General features: G+C 36.8%; 11 protein-coding genes. 5 read left to right on the top strand and 6 right to left on the bottom strand.

The features are described from left to right. The first annotated feature begins 39 nt into the window (after window positions 1-39). Window positions 40-798: a CHM family subclass B1 metallo-beta-lactamase gene (gene blaCHM, locus ACODR7_RS10155; RefSeq protein WP_488838919.1), complete on the top strand. Its 759-nt coding sequence runs from the start codon at window positions 40-42 to the stop codon at window positions 796-798. 235 nt (window positions 799-1,033) lie between these two features. On the opposite strand, the gene porV is transcribed toward blaCHM, so the two are convergent. Both porV and porU read right to left on the bottom strand, forming a co-directional pair. Next, entirely contained in the window at window positions 1,034-2,197 is a 1,164-nt protein-coding gene (porV, locus tag ACODR7_RS10150) for a type IX secretion system outer membrane channel protein PorV (RefSeq protein ID WP_076597393.1), read from the bottom strand. A gap of 60 nt (window positions 2,198-2,257) precedes the next feature. Then, a complete protein-coding gene (porU, locus tag ACODR7_RS10145; protein WP_488838918.1) occupies window positions 2,258-6,160 on the bottom strand; it encodes a type IX secretion system sortase PorU in 3,903 nt (1,300 codons plus the stop codon). 164 nt (window positions 6,161-6,324) lie between these two features. On the opposite strand from porU, the gene gldJ reads away from it, so the two are divergent. Both gldJ and ACODR7_RS10135 read left to right on the top strand, forming a co-directional pair. Further along, window positions 6,325-7,926, top strand: a complete 1,602-nt coding sequence (gene gldJ / locus ACODR7_RS10140) for a gliding motility lipoprotein GldJ (RefSeq protein WP_076597391.1) — start codon at window positions 6,325-6,327, stop codon at window positions 7,924-7,926. Between the two features lie 153 nt (window positions 7,927-8,079). After that, window positions 8,080-9,351, top strand: a complete 1,272-nt coding sequence (locus ACODR7_RS10135) for a UDP-N-acetylmuramoyl-tripeptide--D-alanyl-D-alanine ligase (RefSeq protein ID WP_488838917.1) — start codon at window positions 8,080-8,082, stop codon at window positions 9,349-9,351. A gap of 157 nt (window positions 9,352-9,508) precedes the next feature. On the opposite strand, the gene ACODR7_RS10130 is transcribed toward ACODR7_RS10135, so the two are convergent. Next, a complete protein-coding gene (locus ACODR7_RS10130; protein ID WP_488838916.1) occupies window positions 9,509-10,117 on the bottom strand; it encodes an NUDIX hydrolase in 609 nt (202 codons plus the stop codon). A gap of 36 nt (window positions 10,118-10,153) precedes the next feature. Between ACODR7_RS10130 and ACODR7_RS10125 the strand changes: the two genes are divergently transcribed. After that, window positions 10,154-10,543 carry an orotate phosphoribosyltransferase gene (locus tag ACODR7_RS10125; RefSeq protein WP_076597685.1) on the top strand — a complete coding sequence of 130 codons (390 nt, stop codon included), beginning with the start codon at window positions 10,154-10,156 and terminating at the stop codon, window positions 10,541-10,543. Between the two features lie 324 nt (window positions 10,544-10,867). Here the strand turns inward: ACODR7_RS10125 and ACODR7_RS10120 are convergent, their stop codons facing one another. From ACODR7_RS10120 to bamG, 3 genes are read right to left on the bottom strand one after another with little or no spacing between them, the layout of a single operon-like run. Continuing rightward, window positions 10,868-11,911: an anhydro-N-acetylmuramic acid kinase gene (locus tag ACODR7_RS10120; RefSeq protein ID WP_488838915.1), complete on the bottom strand. Its 1,044-nt coding sequence runs from the start codon at window positions 11,909-11,911 to the stop codon at window positions 10,868-10,870. 11 nt (window positions 11,912-11,922) lie between these two features. Beyond that, window positions 11,923-12,513, bottom strand: a complete 591-nt coding sequence (gene lptC / locus ACODR7_RS10115; protein WP_488838914.1) for an LPS export ABC transporter periplasmic protein LptC — start codon at window positions 12,511-12,513, stop codon at window positions 11,923-11,925. Window position 12,514: 1 nt separating this feature from the next. After that, on the bottom strand, window positions 12,515-13,828 hold the full coding sequence (gene bamG / locus ACODR7_RS10110) for a BamG family beta-barrel-assembly machinery protein (RefSeq protein ID WP_488838913.1): 1,314 nt from the start codon (window positions 13,826-13,828) through the stop codon (window positions 12,515-12,517). A gap of 332 nt (window positions 13,829-14,160) precedes the next feature. On the opposite strand from bamG, the gene ACODR7_RS10105 reads away from it, so the two are divergent. Continuing rightward, window positions 14,161-15,279 (top strand): DNA polymerase III subunit, encoded by a 1,119-nt coding sequence (locus ACODR7_RS10105; RefSeq protein WP_488838912.1) that lies wholly within the window; start codon window positions 14,161-14,163, stop codon window positions 15,277-15,279. Window positions 15,280-15,312 lie beyond the last annotated feature (33 nt).

The raw sequence follows: 15,312 nt of genomic DNA, 5'->3' as shown, positions 1-15,312 counted from the left end.
CTACCTTAGCTTATCTCAAAGTTTAAATAAAAAGGTTTCATGAAAAATACTATTAAAAATGTCTTCATCATATTCTTTTCTTTTTTCATTCTGAGCTGCGGTTCACAGAAAAAGGAAAACTTCAAGGCAAAGGAAGTTTATAAATCCAACACCCTGATTATTACCCAGATTTCGGAAAATTCTTTTATTCATACTTCCTTTAAACAGACCAATGATTTTGGAAATGTACCCTGTAATGGATTGGTTGTGAAAGATCATCGCGAAGCTATTGTTTTCGACACCCCTACCAATGACAAAAGTTCAGAAGAGCTGATACGGTGGATTAATGAAAAACTTAATGCAAAAATTAAGGCCATTATTCCAACCCATTTTCATGATGATAGTTTAGGAGGAGTGATGGCGTTTCATAAACATAGTATTCCTTCTTATTCTTATACAAAAACAATTGAGCTGGCCAAAGAAAATAATTTTGCTATTCCTGAAAACAGTTTTAATGATGCTGTTATTTTACAAGTCGGGGATAAAGATGTTATCGCAAAATTTTTCGGCGAAGGGCATACAAAAGATAATGCAGTAGGTTATTTCCCGAGCGAGAATATTTTATTTGGAGGCTGCTTATTAAAAGAGCTGGAGGCAGGTAAAGGATATTTAGGTGATGCCAATGTTTCTGCCTGGTCCGCTACTGTTGAAAAAGTAAAAAAAGAATATCCCGATGTGAAAATTGCAGTTCCGGGACATGGAGACTACGGTGATGGAAAACTCCTTGATTATACCATTGCCTTATTCAAAGATCAATAGTGAATTCTTGCTTCGCAAAGTGAATGGTGAATGGTTGCAGCATATAAAAAATTGACAAGCGGAGCGGATTGACGATTGACTATTCACGAATCAATAGTGAATTTTTGCTTCGCAAAGTGAATGGTGAGTGGTTGCAGCATATAAAAAATTGACAAGCGAAGCGAATTGACGATTGACATAAAAAAAGCCTCCATACAATAATGTATGAGGCTTTTTTATAGAGCTGTTGCTTTTATTAACGATCGTTGTTGGATGTTTCTTCTCCAATGTTCCAGGTAAGACCGAAACGAAGCGTGTTATCCAAAGCACTGTTGATCTTAGACATGTTGATCAGGTAAGAAAGATCAAGCCCGAAAGAACGGTATCTTAACCCAACCCCCGCGGTAGCAAACTGTCTTGCTCCCTGCTCTTCACTTTCATGGAAGTAACCTCCTCTTACAGAAAATGCATTGTCGTAGGAATATTCCAAAGCACCACTGTACATGATACTGTTTTTATTTTTGAAAGATTTTCCGATACCAGCCATTGGCCCTACATTCGGGATCTGGTAGATGGGCTGTCTTGTATTCGGGTCTATTCCGGCATACTCAGATCCCGGAACCAATAGTTTTGAACCTTCCACAGAAATTCCCACTCTGTTCATATCATCCAGGTACATGTCATATCCAACCCCTAATCTTGCCATAGTAGGAAGATAAGATCTTGATTCTTCATTTCCTGTATAATCCAGTTTTGGGCCTAAGTTCTGAACCGCTAAACCGGCATTCACTTTACCATCATATCCACCTATACTGGAGAATCTTGGTGAGGTATAGTATGCTGAAACGTCTACTGCGAAACTGTTGGCCGCTTTAAGAGTAGTATCTGTATTGAAGCCTCCGGCTAAGTCTGAACGGATAAATCTACCGGTAACGGCACCTGAGAATGAATCAGAGAGTTTCAAAGCGTAGGCAACGTCAATGGAGAATTCGTTTGGTTTTGATGTACCCATGGAAGCGATTTCCGTACCTACCAATTGAGTCAGGTCTACCTGTCCCATATTAAAATAATAGATACTCGCAGAAATTGTAGATCTTTCTTCCTGCCCCAAAAACTTATGGAACGAAGCATATAATAAGAATACATCATTGGTAAGTTTTCCCATGTAAGGCGTATAGTTAAGACCTACGGAAGAACTTGTCCTGCTGAAAGGGTATTTAGCCGCATTCCAGAATTGTGAAAATGCATCCGGAGAGGTTACCACCCCTTGATCTCCCATACCTCCCGATCTTGCATCAGGTGCAATTCTTAAGAAAGGAGCTCCGGTAAGAACTGGGTTTACTTTACCTAAATCTTGCGAATAGCCTAAAAAACCAGCACTCAAACCAAATCCTAATAGCAGTTTAGTAGTTAAATTCATATGTTGTCTTTTATATATTATCAGTTTTTTATTAATATTATTGTCTATTGTTTTGTTTTATTATTTCAAAAGTACCATTTTTTCTACAGCTGTAGCACTTCCTTTGCATTTTTCTTGATTTTGACTTTTTGCAAATATCTTAAAAATATACGTACCTTTTGCTACCGTAGATCCAAAATCATCTCTTCCGTCCCATTCTATTGCCTGACGAGGGGTTCTGAAGCCCTGTAGGAAAGGTTCTGCAACCACTGGCTGTGATAAGGTTCTTACCAATCTTCCGGTTATTGTATAAATTTGTACGTTTACATCCAGAATATCATCACAATTGTGTTCAAACTGAATATAGGTTTTATTGGTAAATGGATTTGGCCAGTTCAGCGGACGGTTGATTGTCAGGTGTTGGTCAGATTCATCTTTAACCTCAAAATTTAACGTAGCAGTTGTCGAATTATTGTTTATATCCCAAACTTTAAATGTTAATTGATGTTGTCCTATTGCCAGATTTCTGAAAGGATAGGTTACATTTCCTTTCTGATATTCGGCAAGGCTTGGATTTAAACATCCGTTTCCTTCTCCTGGAGCATAAAAATCATTCAAAACAACTGTATTGATAATCTGTCCGTCAAGGTATACTGTAATATCATGTCCTACACCGGATCCTGTTGAGTTGATTCCTGTATCATCGGTAAGACAGGCAAGAAGCATAGGATTCTGGTTGGTAATTCCACCATCAGCAAAATTGGTGTTGTTCATATACAGTTTTACTTTTGGAGGCTGATTATCATTAATTCCATTAGGATTGATATCTCCCACCTGTACAGCCTGGTTGTTAAAAACATCCGTTGATTTGTTGTCAGCATAGGCTAATATCCTTCCTTGTCCTACAGCATAGTTAATATCTTTAGGAACGTAGAATTCAGCAGTGAAAACTCCGTTTACAGCAGTTCCTGCAGATTTTACAATAGCACTTCCTTCTTCAGTATAATCTAAAACCGGAGTTAAAATGCCACTGTTATTGAGTGTTTTTTTGTTTAATCTCTTATCAAAAATATTGATGCTGACTTTTCCGTTAAAGGTATTGTTCAGTGTTCCATTAGTGTTATTAATGTGTCCTTTAATTTTTACAAAATCCAGACCTCTGATCAGTCCCGGAACGGGCGTTTCAATATTATCAATAACCAGAAGTCTTTGAGGTCTGCTTAATTTCATAGCCGGATCACCCAGAAAGTTTACTTTTAAGTGGTTACTGTTGGGGCCTTTTTGTTTTTTGGCAATTAATTGAGCATTTCCCAATGAATTAAAATCGTCATTGGTTAATTTAAAAATATTCTGGGTAAATGTATTGGTAAAATCACGTCCGTAATCTACTCCAATAGCACGGCTGGAAGTAATCATGGTAGAAACACCTCCCTGCTTCATTTTAATAAACTGTTCTCCAACAGAGTTGGTTGCAGGCTCGTCCCACAATGTGAATTCACAAGTGATGGTAGAAACAAAAGGGAATCTGCTGTATACATTAGAGAAGTTGTTGGCATTCTGAACCTCTGTGCTGGTAAGCACTCTTTCCTGTGCCCAGCCATTGATTCCTCCGTGTCCGAAATAGAATAAGTACAAACTGTTTCCGATAGCATTGGAAATAGCTTGGTTTACCTGTGGATATCTCCGCCCGCCAGAGGTACTCTGAGCGGTAAAAGCATCCATATATAATTTTTTAACATTATATTCTTTGAGTTCCTGCTGACCTGGCTGTTCAAATATGTTTACCAGGGAGTTGTTCATTACATTATGGAACGGACCGCCTCCTTCTTCATTATCATCCACTACAAAGTCAAGTCGCATACGCCAGTCTCCAAAAGGAGATGACTGCCCCTGAAGAGAATTGTAATAAGCCAGTGTTTTATTGATCATATCTCCGGCTTCACTTGCATTGGCTGCAGGAATTCTACCCACAGGCACATCCGGTAAATTGTTTTCAATTAATAAGGTATTCTGCGGCTTGGTCATTACAATATAATCATCCGTCACAAAAGAGGATACATAATCAGAAGACTGCTCACTCTGGTAGCTGGCAACAACGTTTGAATTGTTCGGAATCCTGTTTTTATAATCATATGAAGCATCCCCAAGAATAAATACATACTGAAGTCTGCCCAGAGGAGTATTGAGTTTGCTTACGAAATCTCTTATCGCGGTAAGGTCTTTACTTCCGCTGCCATATTCCTCATAGATTTTGTTGATGTCAACAATCTCTACCTTATAGTTATTCTTGGTTTGATGGTAGTTGGCAATTCTCTGTGCCTGGCCCATCATTTCAGGAACGGTAAGGATAAGATAATCTACGTTTTGTATTGCGGCAAGATTCTGATTGGAGATTCTTCCTACAAACTGTGGACTATACGCCGCATCAGCACGGAAAGCTACAAATTCATTATTGAAATTCTGATCAGAAGCAGTGTAAGCAAAGTTGAAAGAGCCTGCTCCTGCTTTATTCACTCTTCTGTTAACATTTGTAATATCCGTTACATCCCATACCTGTTCTATATTAGCAGCATTACTGATACTGAAACCGTAATCTGTGTTGCTTCCGCTTACAATGGAATAATCCCTGAAGTTCATTTGTGAACCATTGAATGCAAGGTTTTCCTTATACTGAACCTCTACATAATCAAAATAGAAAGTTCCATTTGGATTCTTGGAAATATCCGGATTGTAAACCAGGGTAAACTGATTTCCGGTAAGATTGGTTAATATTCCGGTGTATGTTACAGGATAGAAGGTATACTGATAGGAAGGAGTGTCCATAGGAATTACCTGCTGTGGGTGCGGATTTAAATTATTGATTTTAAAATCCATGGTATTCTGCTGAGAATTGTACGCAACCACCTGAGTTCTGTATCGTATTACATCATTCGCCTGTATAGGTGAATTGGTAGTTAATGTTATGGTCTTTTCATTGGTGAAAGGAGTATCCTCTACCCATGTTCTTCCTACTTTTAACAGGTTTTTCTGATCCTTGTTGATCACCTGGTAATTGTCATATCTTGTAATCAGCTGTGCAGGAAGATTTCCGTCTACAGTAGGAACTCTTTTTCCCGCACCCTTATCAAAGTTGATATAATAGTAAGAGAAATCTTCATAAATGTTTTTGACATTATTACTTCTTTCACTGAATCGGGTATCGTGTCTTTTAAATCCATTTCCATTACCGGTATCATAAAGATTATATCCATCAGGCCCCTGCGCATAGAAAAGAGCGTAGTCATTGTCATTCCATACTCCATCATCTTCACCTACTACCTGAATGGAATTTTCCTGTAAAGCCCCGTATCTTGGATCCTGATTGTATTCGGGAAGCATTAATCCTCCGTTTCCATAAATTCTGAAGTTTTTAGGATTTACTGAACTTGGATTGATTCCGTTATCTTTTAAAAACTGGGAAGTGATTTTGAATACTCCCGATTTGTCTACTTTTATCTTATAGAAATTTCCACTTGATAAAGGATTGCCAGTGGTTCCTATTTTATTAACAGTTCCTGTTGTATTGATAAAAGAAGAAGCCTCTGAAACATTAAACGAAGATAATCTCTGGACACGGCCTTTTACATTTTTAAATAAAGCAATACTGATGCTGGCATAGCTTTCACCCTCTAAAGTATAATAGGAAACATCTGCTACATCATAATCCGGAAGTCTGCCTTTATCCAGCTCAAATAAATCCTGATTAGAAACGCTTTCCCACACAAGGTCTGAGATTTTTAATTGCTTTTCCCCGATTTTTTGCTTGCTTACAATAAAAACATTATTTTGGCTGTAAGAAAAACCTTCATTTTTAAAATTAGGAAGATTTAATTTTGTATCACCAAAATCCTGAATTTTAGAGCCATTCCATTCTATGGTGTTTCTTTGAGCGTAAAGTGTTGATGTAAAAGCGATTAAAGATAAAATCGTAATTTTTCGTTTCATGTTTACTATTGAAATTGCTAAATTACAAAATAAATGAAAATTTTAGAATTAAATTGTGATACAATAAAATTAATTTGTTAACGTTTTTCAAAAAAATCAAATGTTTACTTGATTTATTGAATAATTTATTTTTTCTTTGTACTTTGAAAATATTTATATCGACTATGAAAAAACTAAAGTTGTTTTCATTAATAGCATTAAGTTCTACACTTGCATTAACCAGCTGTGGCGGATCAGGAACCAGCAAAGGTGGCGGTACCAAAAAATTTGTCAGCAAAACAGGTTGGAAACCAAACGAAAAACAGGGTTGGTTTTTTGCAGGAAAGCAACAGAAGCAGAAGGGTTGGCCTGGGATGGTATATGTAGAAGGTGGAACTTTTACAATGGGATTAGTGAAAGATGATGTTATGCACGATTGGAATAACACACCTCGCAGAATGCAGGTAAGTTCATTCTTTATCGGTGAAACTGAAATTACTAACTACGAATACCGCGAATACCTTACATGGTTGAAGTATGTATTCCCACCAAGTGACCCGAGTTTTAAGGAGATCTATAACGGTGCTTTACCGGATACCTTATTATGGGACAACAAATTAGCAAGAAACGATTATAATGAAACTTATCTGCGTTCTCCGGAATTTGATTACTATCCGGTAGTAGGAGTTTCCTGGACCCAGGCAAACAGATACTGTGAATGGCTGTCAGACAGAGCGAACGAAAAAGCTTTGATGCAGGCTGGTATTATTGCTAAAGATTTGTATATCAACGAATCCAATAATCAGGGAGGTACCGCTTTCAACATGGATAAATTCAAATCGAATGATCCTGAAATGCAAGGGTATATCAATGAGAAAAGAATGCAGCAGAAAACTGGTATGAAAACTACAAACCAGAGATTGCTTGCTGCTAACAGAGCTCCTAATGCTGCAATGGTACAGAAGTTCAGACTTCCTACTGAAGTAGAATGGGAATATGCTGCTCTTGGTATGGCTAAAAACAGAGAATATAACCAATATCTGGGAAAAAAGCCTCAAATTGAAAGATTAAGAGGTAACAAAGGAAGAGACAGAGGAATGTTCCTTGAAAACTTCAAAATGGGTAAAGGTGACTATTCCGGTATCGCAGGATGGAAAAACGACGGATCAGCACAAACTTCTGATGTAAGACAATATCCATCTAACGATTTAGGAATCTACGGTATGTACGGAAACGTTTCTGAATGGACGGCTGACGTTTACAGACCAATCATTGATGAAGATTACAATGATTTCAACTACTACAGAGGAAACATGCCTCAGACCATCGTAAGAAATGGTGACGGAACTTATAAAATGATCGACGAAGGGACTATCAAATATGATACGCTAGCTGACGGAAGATTAGTTTACAGAGGACTTCCCGGACAATTTGAAAGACAAACTATTGCTGACTACAGAAACTACAGAGATGGCGACAGACAGTCTTCATTAGAATATTACAGAGCTTCTGATTCTGCTTCAGGATTCGATATGTACAACGCTCCTAAAACAAGTTTCGTTGTAGATGCCAGCGGTAGAGTGAAACTGCAGAAAGATACCAAAGAAAGAACTTCCGGAATTTCCAACGAGGTTAGAGTTGTGAAAGGTGGTTCTTGGCAGGATACAGCATATTGGCTGGATCCGGGACAAAGAAGATATAAAAATCAAAACAGAGCTTATGGATGGGTAGGGTTCCGTGTTGCACAGGATGCCAGAGCCAGCGATAAGAGTAGAACTAGAAGATAATATTTATCAAAAAATACTTATAAAAAACCTTCCGAACTTTCGGAAGGTTTTTTTATTTTTGAACCGTGAAATCGCTTTGGCTGAAAAGTCTAAAATACTTGTATAGATTTGGCGATTGCGTGTGACTTCTTTTAAAAAAATATATATTTCCACATGAATATAGAACAGTTTTATCCTTTATTTCTGCAGGCTGCAAAAGTAACTATTGACAGCAGAAAAATAGCAGAGAATGATATTTTCTTTGCCTTTTCCGGTGAGAATTTCAATGCAGCTACTCTGGCGGAAAAAGCCATTGATGACGGAGCTTTGGCAGTGATTGTTGAACTTCCGGAATTTGAAAACAGAGATAAAAACATTTTCTATGTTCCGTCTACCCTGGAATTTTTACAGCAATTGGCAATCTATCACAGAAGCAAACTTAATATTCCTTTTATAGGACTTACAGGAAGTAACGGAAAGACAACCACCAAAGAGTTGATTCATGCGGTTCTTTCTGAAAAATTTAATGTTCAGTACACCGCTGGAAATCTGAATAACCATATCGGAGTACCGCTGACCATTCTTTCCATTCAACCGGAGCATGAGATGGCTGTGATTGAAATGGGAGCCAACCATCAGAAAGAAATTGAATTCCTGTGTACCATTTCGCAGCCTGATTTCGGATATATTACCAACTTCGGGAAAGCTCATTTGGAAGGATTCGGAGGTTTTGAAGGGGTAATTAAAGGAAAGTCTGAGCTCTACGATTATCTTAAAAACAATAACAAAACTATTGTTGTTAATGAAAACGATCCTATTCAGGTAGAGAAAACTGAAAACTATTCCCCTAAAATTACTTTTGGAGCAGAAACCTCCCATTATCATTTTGAATCTTTTTCAGAAGAACATTTTGTAGGATTGGTTTATCAGGGAGTAAAAGCTGTTTCAAAGCTCACAGGAGAATATAATTTTACCAATCTTTGTGCAGCCGCAAGTTTAGGACTTTATTTCGGAATCAGCTTTGAAAAAATAAAGCACGCTCTGGAACTATACACCCCAACGAATATGAGATCTCAGGTGGTGAAAAAAGAGGACAGAACTTTGGTTCTGGATACTTATAATGCCAACCCAAGCTCTATGACCGCTTCCTTAAATAATTTTGTCAGTTTTGAAGGCCGTAAAACCATTATTATCGGCGATATGCTGGAATTGGGTGACGAAAGTGAGAAAGAGCATCAGAATATCTTAAAACTCGCTCAGAATCTTCATTTTAATGAAATTATTACAGTGGGTAAACATTTTAAAACGGTTAATTCTTCAGATCTTGCTTTTGAAAATACAGCAGAATTAATAGAGTATTTAAAACAGAATAAAATTCAGTCCGAGAATATATTGCTGAAAGGGTCCAGAGGAATTGCTCTGGAAAAAGTGATTGACTTTATTTAAAGTAAGGAAGCTGGAGGCTGGGAGAGGGAAGTTCCTGATGGGCAAAGAGTTGTTCTTTATTCAGCCTTATAAAATTTCATTGTTAAAAATCACCTGAAGAAGTAATTGGCCGGATAGTAACTTCCGGCTTCACTCTTCCAGCTTCCAGCCTTATTATTTATTTCTTCAAATTCCAGAATTCTTTTACGATAAGTTTAATATTTTTGAAAGTACTAGGAAAAACTTCATTTTCAATTTCTGATGTCGTTTTCCAGGCAACTTCGGTAATACCTTCTTCTATCTGCGGTTTGGAAGTGTCTTCACCATCAAAGTTCATTTCAAACCAATGGGTGCATTTTAGGATTTTATCTCCGTTTCTTTCTACATAGATATGATAGGTCGTATTGATGAATGTTACAAGCTCAACATCACTCAAACCTGTTTCTTCTTCTATTTCCCGTACTGCAGACTCTTCTCTGGATTCTCCTTTTTCCATCTTACCCTTAGGAAGATCCCATTTGCCAAGTCTTCTGATAAAAAGAATTTTGCCTTCAGGATTATTAACGAGACCTCCTGCAGCCTCTATAATTCTGAACAGCTTTTGAAACTCCTGCCAGATTTCTTCCAAATTCTCTCCATACACGTTCAGTTCCTGCACAGAAGTATTCTCCAGAAGATCCAGAGCGATCTCTAAAGTTGTATAATTTTCATACCCAAGCTTTTTTTCAAGATCTTCAGGATGCTTAGATAGTAATAATTTTTTTTCGTTGACAAAAACTTTATACATTTGTAATAGTTAAGAATTTAAATACAAAAATAAAAAATGAATTTAGAAGGACGAAAGATTATTGTCAATAAATCATCTAAAGAACTTACAGAGTTGCTGAAATCTCCTGAAAATTATAAAGATTTTATGCCGGATGGTCTTCAGAAATTTGAAACAAGAGATAACGGATTCAAATTTGGATTACAGGGAATGCCTGAAATCGCATTAAAAATAGATGAGGTGGATGATCACAAAGCTGTTTTAAGATCTGCAAGTTCAAGTCTGGACTTCTCATTAACAGCCACATTAAACCCGATCAGCGAAAACCAGACTGAGGTTCAGATGTTATTTGAAGGGAAATTCAATCCATTTATCAAAATGATGGTAGAGAAGCCGTTACAGAACTTTATCAATACGCTTACCGATAAAATCGAAGCTTATAAATAATAAAAACCTTCAAAATGAAGGTTTTTTTGTTTTTAGAGGAATGTTGATAAAAAGTAAAACAGGCAACCATTTAGATTACCTGCTTTTAAATTATTTATTAACCTATCTCTTTTAGTAATAATAGCTTCGACAGGCTCAGCCTGACAACGCTTAAAAATTTCGGCTGGTATGCGACCTGTCACCCTGAGCCTGCCGAAGGGTTCTCAATAAGAAAGCCGTTATTAATCATTAATCTTGAGTATTAATTAAAAGGATAAGTCAATTATTTATTTATAATTTTCCATTAATAATGGAAAGCAACATATTTGAAACATGACCAAATATCTAAGCAATAACTCCTGAACAATGATCAGCTGTACTTCCAGTCGCAGAAGACAGCACATTCATTTCATTATTCATCTTTAAAACGCCCATAAAGGCAAAGATCAGGGCTTCCTTATAATTGATGATCTCTTTTTCAGGAATGATCACTTCAGCTTTTGTTTTTGCTCTTATTTTTTCAATTAAAAAGGTATTGTAAGCACCTCCACCAGTGATAAGGATGTCTTTTATACTATAGCCATTGATGACATTGGCGATCTGCTGGGCAGCATGTTCTGTAAAAGTTGCCAGAGCATCTAAGACTTCAATGTTTTCAAGAAGCGGAAATATATGTTGATGACACCATTCTATTCCAAGAGATTTTGGATGCGAAATCTGATAGAAATCTAGGGTATTAAGTTGATTCAGTAGAGTTTCATTTATTTTTCCTTTTGCGGCCAGTGCTCCGTTTTCATCAAAATTTTTATGAAGCTGTTGAGCTAAATGGTTCAAAACAATATTCACGGGAGCGATATCAAAAGCGATTCTTTTTCCTTCCGAACGTAAAGAAATATTGGAAAATCCGCCCAGATTCAGACAGGCGCTGTATCCGGAGAAAAGTAATTCATCGCCTATAGGAACTAATGGTGCTCCGTTTCCATTCATCAACACGTCCTGGCTTCGGAAATCATAGATAACAGGGAGTCCGGTTTCCAGTTTGATGGCTCTGCCATCGCCGATCTGCAGGGTAAATTTTCTCTTTGGCTGATGAAAAACTGTATGTCCGTGAGAGGCAATAAGATCGATATTTTCAAGCCGATGTTGATGAATAAACTTTTTAACCTGTTGTCCAAGATAAAAGCCATACGCTGAATGCAGTTCCAGCAAATTTTCAGAAGAAAGATGAATGGAGTTTCTAAGTTGGGTTTCCCAATCCTCAGAATAGGAGAGGGTCTCGGCTTTCAGGATTTGAAAGGTCCATGTGTCCTGTTTTTCAAATTCAGCAAGACAGATATCCAAACCATCCAGACTTGTCCCGGACATCAGTCCAATAGCCACAGCTTTCATTCTTTTTGGATTTATTTTTTGTTTTCAGAAATTCTTTTTGAGCTGAAATCTCCGGAGTTGTTATAGAAAGTGTATTCGGAAAAATCATCTTTGGCCGTCATCCCATTGGCCCCTACCAGTGTAGAACCGTCTTCCATGGTAACATAAACCGTGTCTTTGGTGTAGATTCTGTTTTTCTTCTGATCCCAGTAAATACTCTGCATGGCAAATCTCTGCCCTTCATTGGTTTTTATTCTTACATCACCTTTAGCTTCGTAGAATTTTTTATATTCAAAAATACGGGCATATTTAGCGGTAATTCGTCCTGGAATTTTGGGCTTCTTTTTATCAAAAAACTCAATATCAATTCCTTTTCTGGCTACTACATACGGACTGTCAATTAATTCGTATTTTTCAATGATGGGTGCTTTGGCTTTTAATGTAACAAAGCCGGAGTCACGCTGTATAATATTGGCGTTGTTAATGATCTGTGAAGGGAAATTTTTGCTTTGGCTGCCATTTCTTTTGGTAAGATCCTCCTCACAGGATGTCAGTATAAAAAATATAGCACAACTAAAAAGGCATGCTATATTTTTATATGATATTTTTTTTGAAAAGCTCATTTTAGTTATAAAGTGTCTTTCTGAACCACTTATCGGCAAAATTAAAGCCGATTCTCAGGTTGACGAAATTCTGGTTGATCAGGTTGTTTTGAAGAGTTCCTCTTTTACCAACTTCTAATCCGATTTCAAGACCACTCATTCTTGTAATACTACTATTCTTGAATGGTAACATTACTCCGGCAGAAATACCGAATTTGTTAATACTGTTTCCCTCCAGATTCAGATTTCCTCTTTCATAGAAAGCTCCATATCTGTAGATTACTCTTGAGAAGTAGTTTCTGAAGTTATTATAATTTGGAAGATACCATCCCCCTGCAGAAATTCTGTAGGTATCCTGGAAACTAAAATCTTTACCAAAATAAGAGATATCTTCTCCTTTTTTATAATCTAGCTGTCCTGATACAAACCAATGGTTTTCACTTCCATACCCAACTCCTAATGAAGCCTGTAATGGAAGAAGGTTCTTGGATTTTGTTTCTTTTTGCTCAATAATGGTTTCAGATCCGCTAAGCTTGGTGGTTTCCTGAGCATCAGAATATCTGTACGTGCTGTTGGTGTACTGAGTAGTCATATTACTGGTATTCCCAAAAGTAGCAGTAGCGCCTACTGTGAACTTTTTATCAGTACGTGTATTTAAAGTCTGGTAACTTGTTCCCAGCGTAAAATTAAAGTTTCTGACTCTGTTTTTAGTTTCATAACCATTAACATATTCACCTAAATAGGTTCCAAGATTACTGTTGTAAGCACGGAATTCATTAAGGTCATTAAGGTCTCCAAAATAAAGATTGGCTTTTGCTCCTACGGATAATTCCTGACTGATCTTATAAGAAACAGCAATCTGAGCGGTATTCAATGTTCCGCTTCCTTTAAAGCTGTTTTTGTAAAGAGGAGTTTTATCTGCGGTAAACTGTTCAGTTACGATGTCATAACTTTTAGAGCTGTATGGCTGATAAGAGATCCCCATTTTCACTTTTGAAGATAAAGGAAATGCAATCGAAATATTGGAAAGATACGTAGAATGCTTTGTAGATTTCATATCGTTATAATTCGATTTGAAATAATTGTTTTCGTTGGTAGCTTCCAGTCTGATACTCGTAAGTTCAAAATTGGCGTTGTTTGCCGGGTTGGCAAAATTGAAACTACTGGTAAAATCACTTATAAAAGCAGTAGATATACCTCCCATAGAAGCAGTTTCGATCGTATTATCATATTTCACATCTCCAATTCCATAAGTTGCATAAGGAGAGTTGCTTAGACTCTGTGCATTCAGAAAATATCCAACTGATATGAATGATACTACAAAGATTTTTTTCATTCTTTATTTTTAAAACAATGCGCAAATATCTTAAATATTAATGAATTGTAAAAATTATATGTGGTTAAAGTTTGTTAAGGGCCGTTCTTTAAAAGAAAAATGCAAATTTTCAACAATAGAAAATGTCAATTTTGCTATGAAGAATGTTGCTCTGTAGTGAACAGTCCTTATTTATATTCTTATTTCTTAAGCTTCCTATTTAATTTTTTTAAGTTATAAAAACCTTTATGTGTTCCTTGGGTAAAAGGTTTTTTTATTATAAGTATTCCAACAATTTTATTTTAAGCAGACTTAATTTTATGAATTGAAGTAAGATTTTTTATCTTTGAAACATGAATTGGGATAACATCGCCGGACAGACAAATCTGAAAAAACTTCTTAGAGAAAGCATTGCTGAAAACAGAGTGAGCCATGCCCAGCTTTTTGTAGGAAAAGAGGGATACGGAACACTGCCTATGGTATTGGCTTATGCACGGGAGATTTTCAGTCAGGAAAATGAACATGCTGCTGCGAAGGTAGAGCATCTCAATCACCTGGATCTGCATTTCAGCTTTCCGGTTTTTACGGACAATAAAAACTCATTAAGTAAAAATAAATTTGACGAGTTCAGAGAGATGATCCTGGCTTCTCCTTATGCAAGCTATGACGACTGGACTGCTTTTTTAGAATCAGAAAATAAACAGTTATTTATTTCTGCGGATGAAGTGGATGATCAGAATCAGAAGTTTTCTTTAAAAAGTTTTGAAGGAGGAACCAAAATTCTTATCGTCTGGAGGGCCGATAAAATGAATATCGCGGCTTCCAATAAGTTTTTGAAATTTTTGGAGGAACCACCGGCAAAAACTGTCATTCTTCTTACTGCAGAAAGTACAAACGACATTCTTCCTACTATTCTTTCCAGAACACAGATTGTAGAGATCCCGAGAATTAATGATGAAGATATTGAAAACTATCTTAAAAAGAATTTTTCAGTTTCAGAAGATAAAGTGAGAGAGATTGTTCATGAAGCACAGGGAGATCTTAATGATGCCATTAAACTTCTGAACTCAGGAGACAAAAGCAATGAGTTTGAAAAGCTTTTTGTACAATGGGTAAGAGATGCATTTATGGTAAAAAAGAAACCGGAATATCTCAGAAGTATCATTTCCTGGGCAAGAGAAATTGCAGGATGGAACAGAGAAAAGCAAAAAAACTTCCTCAACTATTGTTCTGAAATTTTCAGGCTTGCATTACTTCAGAACTATCAGTCTGAGAATCTGGTGTATAAAAAGATCAATGCGAACGGTTTCAATTGGGCCGGGTTTTCTAAATTTATCAGTGGAGCCAATATTGAAAGCATCTTAGAAGAAATCAATGCGGCCGACCTGCACCTGACCAGAAACGGAAATCCTAAAATCGTCTGGACCGATCTTGGGATAAAATTATCAAGGTATATTCACAAAAGCACATAAAACAGAACTCCGGTACTTTCACCGGAGTTTTTA

The organism is Chryseobacterium sp. FG46 (genome assembly GCF_057809135.1).
Note: the sequence above shows the minus strand (reverse complement) of the source record. Positions and strands in the feature narration are given on the sequence as shown.

What these genes read in the sequence shown, in the direction of transcription:
- blaCHM (WP_488838919.1), top strand. Translation starts at nt 40, where the DNA reads ATGAAAAATACTATTAAAAATGTCTTCATCATATTCTTTTCTTTTTTC.
- ACODR7_RS10120 (WP_488838915.1), bottom strand. Translation starts at nt 11,911, where the DNA reads ATGAAAGCTGTGGCTATTGGACTGATGTCCGGGACAAGTCTGGATGGT.
- porV (WP_076597393.1), bottom strand. Translation starts at nt 2,197, where the DNA reads ATGAATTTAACTACTAAACTGCTATTAGGATTTGGTTTGAGTGCTGGT.
- gldJ (WP_076597391.1), top strand. Translation starts at nt 6,325, where the DNA reads ATGAAAAAACTAAAGTTGTTTTCATTAATAGCATTAAGTTCTACACTT.
- lptC (WP_488838914.1), bottom strand. Translation starts at nt 12,513, where the DNA reads ATGAGCTTTTCAAAAAAAATATCATATAAAAATATAGCATGCCTTTTT.
- ACODR7_RS10135 (WP_488838917.1), top strand. Translation starts at nt 8,080, where the DNA reads ATGAATATAGAACAGTTTTATCCTTTATTTCTGCAGGCTGCAAAAGTA.
- ACODR7_RS10130 (WP_488838916.1), bottom strand. Translation starts at nt 10,117, where the DNA reads ATGTATAAAGTTTTTGTCAACGAAAAAAAATTATTACTATCTAAGCAT.
- ACODR7_RS10125 (WP_076597685.1), top strand. Translation starts at nt 10,154, where the DNA reads ATGAATTTAGAAGGACGAAAGATTATTGTCAATAAATCATCTAAAGAA.
- porU (WP_488838918.1), bottom strand. Translation starts at nt 6,160, where the DNA reads ATGAAACGAAAAATTACGATTTTATCTTTAATCGCTTTTACATCAACA.
- bamG (WP_488838913.1), bottom strand. Translation starts at nt 13,828, where the DNA reads ATGAAAAAAATCTTTGTAGTATCATTCATATCAGTTGGATATTTTCTG.
- ACODR7_RS10105 (WP_488838912.1), top strand. Translation starts at nt 14,161, where the DNA reads ATGAATTGGGATAACATCGCCGGACAGACAAATCTGAAAAAACTTCTT.